This window comes from Streptomyces durbertensis, from assembly GCF_014156695.1.
GTDB classification, from domain to species: Bacteria; Actinomycetota; Actinomycetes; order Streptomycetales; family Streptomycetaceae; genus Streptomyces; species Streptomyces durbertensis.
The window spans coordinates 1-6,844 of sequence record NZ_WMLF01000296.1 but is presented as its reverse complement, the minus strand read 5'-3'; the positions used below and the strand labels follow the sequence as shown (position 1 = coordinate 6,844).

Annotated in this window: 6 protein-coding genes and 1 pseudogene; 2 read left to right on the top strand and 5 right to left on the bottom strand. The window is 73.9% G+C overall.

Going from position 1 to position 6,844, the window contains the following annotated elements; genetic code table 11:
- Nucleotides 1-665, bottom strand: a pseudogene (locus GL263_RS18435) (hypothetical protein); the annotation flags it as partial.
- Nucleotides 666-1,138: 473 nt separating this feature from the next.
- On the opposite strand from GL263_RS18435, the gene sepH reads away from it, so the two are divergent.
- Nucleotides 1,139-2,176: a septation protein SepH gene (gene sepH, locus GL263_RS18430; protein WP_182856825.1), complete on the top strand. Its 1,038-nt coding sequence runs from the start codon at nt 1,139-1,141 to the stop codon at nt 2,174-2,176.
- A gap of 67 nt (nt 2,177-2,243) precedes the next feature.
- On the opposite strand, the gene GL263_RS18425 is transcribed toward sepH, so the two are convergent.
- On the bottom strand, nt 2,244-3,071 hold the full coding sequence (locus GL263_RS18425) for a sulfurtransferase (protein ID WP_182856824.1): 828 nt from the start codon (nt 3,069-3,071) through the stop codon (nt 2,244-2,246).
- Between the two features lie 265 nt (nt 3,072-3,336).
- Between GL263_RS18425 and GL263_RS18420 the strand changes: the two genes are divergently transcribed.
- Nucleotides 3,337-4,146 (top strand): VOC family protein, encoded by an 810-nt coding sequence (locus GL263_RS18420; RefSeq protein WP_182856823.1) that lies wholly within the window; start codon nt 3,337-3,339, stop codon nt 4,144-4,146.
- A 36-nt stretch (nt 4,147-4,182) separates the two neighbouring features.
- On the opposite strand, the gene GL263_RS18415 is transcribed toward GL263_RS18420, so the two are convergent.
- The 3 genes from GL263_RS18415 to GL263_RS18405 form a co-directional block, all read right to left on the bottom strand.
- Nucleotides 4,183-4,860: a thymidine kinase gene (locus GL263_RS18415; RefSeq protein WP_182856822.1), complete on the bottom strand. Its 678-nt coding sequence runs from the start codon at nt 4,858-4,860 to the stop codon at nt 4,183-4,185.
- 82 nt (nt 4,861-4,942) lie between these two features.
- Nucleotides 4,943-6,148 (bottom strand): alkaline phosphatase family protein, encoded by a 1,206-nt coding sequence (locus GL263_RS18410; protein ID WP_182856821.1) that lies wholly within the window; start codon nt 6,146-6,148, stop codon nt 4,943-4,945.
- On the bottom strand, nt 6,145-6,753 hold the full coding sequence (locus GL263_RS18405; RefSeq protein ID WP_182856820.1) for a DUF5998 family protein: 609 nt from the start codon (nt 6,751-6,753) through the stop codon (nt 6,145-6,147). The genes GL263_RS18410 and GL263_RS18405 overlap by 4 nt, the downstream gene beginning before the upstream one ends.
- Between the last annotated feature and the right edge of the window lie 91 nt (nt 6,754-6,844).

Here is a 6,844-nt window from a genome sequence, read left to right as displayed (position 1 = left end):
GTGCTGTCCGACGGGCTGTCGCCGCCGCCTGGGGTGTCGGCGCCCTGCTTCTCGTCGGAGGTGCCGGGCCGGTCCTGCTCGGGCGCGGGGCGGTGCGGTTCGCGTTCGAGGACCTGGCCGACGGAGGTGGTGCCGCCGCGACCGCCGGAGACGTTGGTACCGGAAACAAGTTCGTAGAGGGTGAGCCCGCCCAGCGCCAGGACGAAGGCGAGCACGGCGGTGAGCGCCAGACCGCGACGGCCGCGACGGCGGGCGACGGGGGCGGGTTCGACGACGGCCCGCCGCCGCGGGGCCGCGCTCTCCTCGGCGAGGGCGGTGCTGTCGACCCGGACCGGGAGCGGGCGCCGGACGGTGGTCATGACCTGGTCCCGGACGCCTTCTCCGGTCCGCCGGAAGAGGTGCTGGAACAGCGGGCCGCCGGTGGTGGCGACCACACTCACCACGCCGGCGCCGATGATCGTCCCGTAGACGCCGAGCCGGCCCGCGATCAGCGCCGCGACCACAGCGGCCAGGGCGCTCGCGGCGACCTGGGTGAAGGTGAGGTCGATGCTCCGCCTGTTCTCCGGACCCTCACGGTCCGCCGCCTCTCCCGCCGCGTCCGCCGGGGTGGCGGGGCCGGTTCCGCGCTGGGGGGTTGTCGACTGGGGTGTCCGCCTGTTGTCCATGCCTCGCCTCGGATCGCGCTCCTTCTGTCACACCCGTGGGGTGGTCACACACAGAGGAACGACAGTCGGGCGGAGGGGATAGTTCCTCTTCGCCCGGTTCTGTGAAGATCGCCACCCCGGGGAACCGCGGGTCGGCACGTGCCGCGGTCAGCGGCCGCGATCCGCACCAATCGACCAGTGCGGGCAAAACGACCAAGAGCTACCAACTCGCCCACCACGCGGGAAGTTGAGCGGCGCGTCCGCCGCGCGAGCAGGCCCTAATGGAGTAGTGTGGCGAACCTGGCCTCGACCTTGTTGACTTCGCGTGGCACAGCGTGACACTCGAGCACGATTCGATCACTATGAGTGGCGAACCGGTAACTGTGCCATCACGGCAACGGGGGGCGCGGGCCCGACACGCCGGGCAAGTCGGCAAGGTTGTGGCAGGCTGCACCCGGGCAGGCCACACTCGTCTAGCGGGAGCAGCGACGCACGTGACGTCGGCAGGCACCACCCGGGAGGTCCCCATGCCCGAACTGCGTGTCGTGGCGGTCAGCAACGACGGCACACGGCTGGTGCTCAAGGCTGCCGACAATTCCGAGTACACGCTGCCCATCGACGAGCGGTTGCGCGCCGCCGTGCGCAACGACCGCGCCCGACTCGGGCAGATCGAGATCGAGGTCGAGAGCCACCTCCGCCCGCGTGACATCCAGGCGCGGATACGAGCAGGGGCCAGCGCCGAGGAGGTCGCGCAGCTCGCCGGCATCCCCGTCGACCGCGTCCGCAGGTTCGAGGGGCCGGTTCTCGCCGAGCGGGCCTTCATGGCCGAACGCGCCCGCAAGACACCCGTCCGCCGCCCCGGCGAGAACTCCGGGCCGCCGCTCGGCGACGCCGTCTCCGAGAGACTGCTGATGCGCGGGGCCGACAAGGACACCGTCCAGTGGGACTCCTGGCGTCGCGACGACGGCACCTGGGAGGTGCTGTTGGTGTACCGCGTCGCGAGCGAGACCCACTCGGCGAGCTGGTCCTACGACCCGCCGCGCCGCCTGGTGCAGGCGCTGGACGACGAGGCGCGCGGACTGATCGGCGAGACGGACGACACGCCCGAGCCGAGCTACCCGTTCGTGCCGCGCATCGCCCGGCTGCCGAAGGAACGTCCGGGTGACGACGGCCGGTCGGACCCGGTGCGCACCGAGCCCGGCGAGGAGCGCGACTCGCTGACCAGCCTGCTGGAGGCCGTGCCGAGCTTCCGGGGTGACCTGGTCGTACCGGAACCGGCCGTCGAGTCCACCGACGAGCAGCGCGAGGAGGGCGAGGAGGACGCCGTCGTCGAGCCGCCCGCGCCGGCGGCCAGCGCCGGTTCCGCGTACGCGGACGTGCTCATGCCGCGCACGGTGGCGGGCCACCGGGACCGGCTCACCGGCAACACCGACCGCCAGGCGGAGGCCGACGGCGTGCGGCCGGGCCGGCGGGCGGCCGTGCCGAGCTGGGACGAGATCGTTTTCGGGACGCGCCGCAAGAAGCAGGAGTAGCGGTGTGGGGGCGGGTCCGCCCACCCCCACACCTTCACCCGCGTTCACCCGCGGATTCCCCGCGGGATCAGCCCGGCTCGGCGCCGGTGGCCACCGGGCGGGCCGGATCGGCCACCCACTCCGACCACGAGCCCACGTACAGCGCGGCGTCGATCCCGGCGACGGCCAGCGCCCACACCTGGTGCGCCGCCGAGACCCCGGAGCCGCAGTACACCCCGACCTCCGCCTCCGGCACCGCGCCCAGCCGCTTGAAGCGCCCCTGGAGCTCGTCGACCGGCAGCAGCAGCCCGTCCGCGTCGGCGTTCTCGCCGGTCGGGGCGCTGACCGAGCCGGGGATGTGCCCGGCCACCGGGTCGATGGGCTCCGTCTCCCCCCGGTACCGCTCCGCCGTGCGGGCGTCCAGCAGCACTCCGCGACGGGCGAGTGCGGCGGCGCCCTCGGCGTCGAGCAGCCGCATGCCGCCCGGCTCGGGCGTGAAGTCACCGGGCTCCGGCCGGGGCGCGTCGGTGCTGACCGGGCCGGGCCATCGCGCGAAGCCCCCGTCGAGCACCCGTACGTCCTCATGCCCCGCCCAGCGCAGCAGCCACCAGGCGCGGGCGGCACCCCAGCCGTTCCCCCCGTCGTACACCACGACCGGGTGGCCGGCCCGGACCCCCGCACGCCGCATGGCCGCGCCGAAGACCGCCGGCTCGGGCAGCGGATGGCGGCCGACGGGGCCGGGCGGGCCGGCCAGCTCGGCGTCCAGGTCGACGAAGACCGCGCCGGGCAGGTGGCCGGCCGCGTACAGCTCCCGGCCGGGCGGGCCCGTCATCTCGTAGCGGACGTCCAGCAGGGTCGGCGGCGCGCCGCCGCCCAGCTCGCTCAACAGTTCGGACGCGGTCATGATGGCTGTCATGCGGGCATTGTCGCCCAGTGGGCCCCGCCGTGGGGGCAGGACGGTCGGGCCTGTGGAAAACCGGTCCCGAACTCCGTGGAAGCGGAAGGTTGCCGGCATTACCTCGGCCCGGAGGGGAAGAACTACGGCGCGGCCGGAGACAGGCGCATGCGGAGAGTGCGAGCATCGGTACTGCGAGCACACGGCGGGCGCCCCCGCACGGCGGGCGCGCACTCGACCCGGGATCGACGGCGGCGAGAACCGCCACGACGAGGAGACAGCGGCGATGACCGAGGCAGTGGCCCGGCCCGTTCCCGGCACACCCTGCTGGGTGAGCCTGATGGCATGCGACCTGCGCGCGAGTGAGGAGTTCTACGGCGAGCTGTTCGGCTGGCGGTTCCGCCGTGGGGAGGACGAGCTGGGCCCGCACGTACGGGCGTACCTCGACGGGCTGGACGTCGCCGGCCTCGGCGAGATCAGGAAGGACCACGCCTTCCCGGCCGCCTGGCTGCCCTATCTGGCGACCGACGACGCGGACGAGACGTCCGGCCTCATCAGGGACTGCGGCGGCACGGTCGGCGTGGGCCCGATGGACAGCGGGCAGGGCGACCGGGTGGCGATCGCCGCCGACTCGGCGGGCGCCTCGTTCGGCCTCTGGCAGGCCGCCGCGCTGCCCGAGCAGCCGGCGGCGGGCCGCCCCGGCACACCGGTGTGGAACGAGATCATCGTGCCCGAGGCGATGATGGTCACGTCCTTCTACCGGGCGGTCTTCGGCTACGAGGTGGAACGACTGACGGCATCCCAGTCGGACTACCACACGTTCATGCTGGCCGGCCGCCCGGTGTGCGGGGTGCGCGGAGTGGGCGGCGCGCTGCCCTTCGACCGCGGCTCGATGTGGGTGACGTACTTCGCGGTCAGCGAGCTGGCCCCCGCGCTGCGCATGGTCGACAAGCTCGGCGGGCGGGTGTACAGCGAGCCCCGCGAGTCCCCGTACGGCTCCTACGCCCGGGTCTGCGACCCGGACGGCGCGCCGTTCGCGCTCATCGAGATGCTGGACCCGAGGGACGCCGTGGAGCGTCCGCTGCGCGACCGCTGAGCCGTACCGGCCCCGGGGTCGACGCCCCTCGGAGCGTCAGCCGCGGGGGGCCGGCACGGGCTGCTCCGCCGGGTCGACCGGCAGCACCTCCGGGGACAGGGCCCCGGCCCGCGCCGCGGCCGCCGTCAGCCGCCGCCGGTGGTGCCGCCGGCACAACACCTCGTAGCCGACCTCGTCGGCCGGGCGCCGTACGTCCCCGACGACCACCTGCGCGCCCTCGACGACCATCTGCCCGCCGACCGTGCGCGCGTTGTGGGTGGCGCGCGCACCGCACCAGCACAGCGCCTCGACCTGGAGGACCTCGATCCGGTCGGCCAGCTCGACGAGCCGCTGCGACCCGGGGAACAGCCGGGTGCGGAAGTCGGTGGTGATACCGAAGGCGAAGACGTCGATGCCCAGGTCGTCCACCACCCTGGCGAGCTGGTCGACCTGCCCGGGGGTGAGGAACTGGGCCTCGTCCGCGATGACGTAGTCGGTGCGCCCGCCGGCGGTGAGGTGGCGGACGAGGTGCCCGTGGAAGTCGAAGTCGTCGTCGGTCTCGACGGCCTCGGTGACCAGTCCCAGCCGGGAGGAGAGCATCCCCTCGCCGGCCCGGTCGTTGCGGGTGAAGATCATCCCCTGGAGGCCGCGCGCCGACCGGTTGTGCTGGATCTGCAGCGCGAGCGTGCTCTTGCCGCAGTCCATCGTCCCGCTGAAGAACGCCAGCTCTGGCATGCGCGCGTAAGCCCCTCTGTGGTCGGTGTGCGGTGGACGGGTCAGGGTGGGGAAACCGCCGGTGGACGCGGCGGGCGGTGGCTCAGGTGCGCACCTGGAGCAGGGGGACGAACTGTTCGGCCGGGGTCATCGAGCCGTGCATGCCCACCAGCGCGGACTCGTTGGGCTCGTTGCGGCTGGCGATGATGGCCGCGTTCCCGGTCATGGCGACGACCACGTCGCCGATGCGCGGCCGGACCCGGTCGGCCACCGCGCCGGGCGGGCCGAACCAGCCGAGTTCGACGGCCTCGTCCCTGGTCGCGACCCACGCCTGGTCGGCCAGCACCTCGCGCCAGACGGCGTACACGTCGGCCGTGGCGCCCGGTACCGCGTACACGTGCCGGGCGCGGCCCTCGCCGCCGAGCACGGCGACGCCGGCGCGCAGCTCCCAGTCCTCGTCGAAGTCGAACCTGGACTCGGGGTCGTCGGGCACGTCCACCATGCCGTGGTCGGCGGTCACGTACAGCGCGGAACGCGGGGGCAGCTGCTCGGCGAGCCGCTGGGCGAGGCCGTCGACGTAACGCAGCTGCTGCCGCCAGTGGGCGGAGTCCACGCCGTAGCGGTGGCCGTTGCCGTCCAGGTCGGCGTAGTACGTGTAGACCAGCGCGCGGTCGCTGGCGGCGAGCCTGGCGGCGGCCAGGTCCATGCGCTCCTCGCCGGAGAGCCGGCCGAGGAAGGTGCCGCCGGACAGGGCGATCTTGGTGAGCGGTGTGTGCTCGAAGTGCGGCGCGGAGACCTGGCTGGTCTCGATGCCGGCCTGCTGCGCCCGCTGGAAGACCGTCGGGAAGGGCTGCCAGCGGTACGGGTCGGTCCAGGGCTGCCAGCGCAGCTGGTTCATCAGCTTCCCGGTGTCCGGGTCGAGCACGGTGTAGCCGGGGAGGCCGTGCGTGCCGGGGACCAGGCCGGTGCCGACCGAGGCGAGCGAGGTGGCCGTGGTGGAGGGGAAGCCCGCGGTGATCGGCTGGCCGGTGCCGCCCGCGGAACCGGCCAGCAGTGAGGTGAGGAACGGCGCCTCGGCCGGGTGGTCGTGCAGTGCCTGCCAGCCCATGCCGTCGACGAGGAAGACGCAGACCCGGTCGGCCGGCTCCAGACGCAGACCGGGCGGGGTGGCGTCGGGCACGCCCTGGCCGGCGAGGACGGCCGGCAGCAGGTCGGCGAGCGACGCCTGCCCGTAGCGCGGTACGGGCGCGGTGCGGGGGTCGAGCGGTTCGTCGGGCAGCGTCTCTTCGACGGTGGCGGGCCGCGTCATCGGCGAGGTGCCGGTGCGGCCGTGTCGGCGGCGATGGTGGACTCCGAGAGCGCCTTGGCGAAGGCGAGCGCCTGACGGACGGTGTCCGGGCCGTCGCCGGCCTCGCTGACCCGCAGCGAGAGGTCGTCGGCGGTGCTGGAGCCGGTGTAGCCGTGGTCGGCGTCGCAGTTCGGGTCGCCGCAGTTGGCCGGTTCGAGGTCGAGGCGGCTCACCGCGCCCCAGCCGATGGTGAGCACGACCTCCCGGGGCAGCGTGCCCGGGGTGTAGGACTCGGGGTTGGCGACAACGCGGCTGAGGACCACGGAGGAGATCCGGGAGATCTTCACCGACTCCGTGGACGTCGTGGCGTACGGGACCGGGGACGTGCCGTCGGCGGCCTGCTCGTCGGTGTGGCTCACGACAAACCGGGTCGGGGTGAGGGCGAGCACGGTGACGTGCCGGCGGACCTCGTTTGCGTCGAAGGTCGTCTCCTGGTGCACCAGGTACGAAACGACCGCCTCGCCGCCCACCGCGGCCTCCACCGCCTCGGCCACCAGGGCCGGGTAGTAGCCGCTGCGTTCGATCGCCGCCCGCAGCCCCTGCGTCGTCGTTCCGGTCTTCGCCATGCGGCCCATCCTAAGGCCCCGCGGGCCGCCCCACGGACGGCCCGCGAGCGGGTGCGGCCCGGTCCGGGACCGGTCCGCCGCCCCTTGTGGC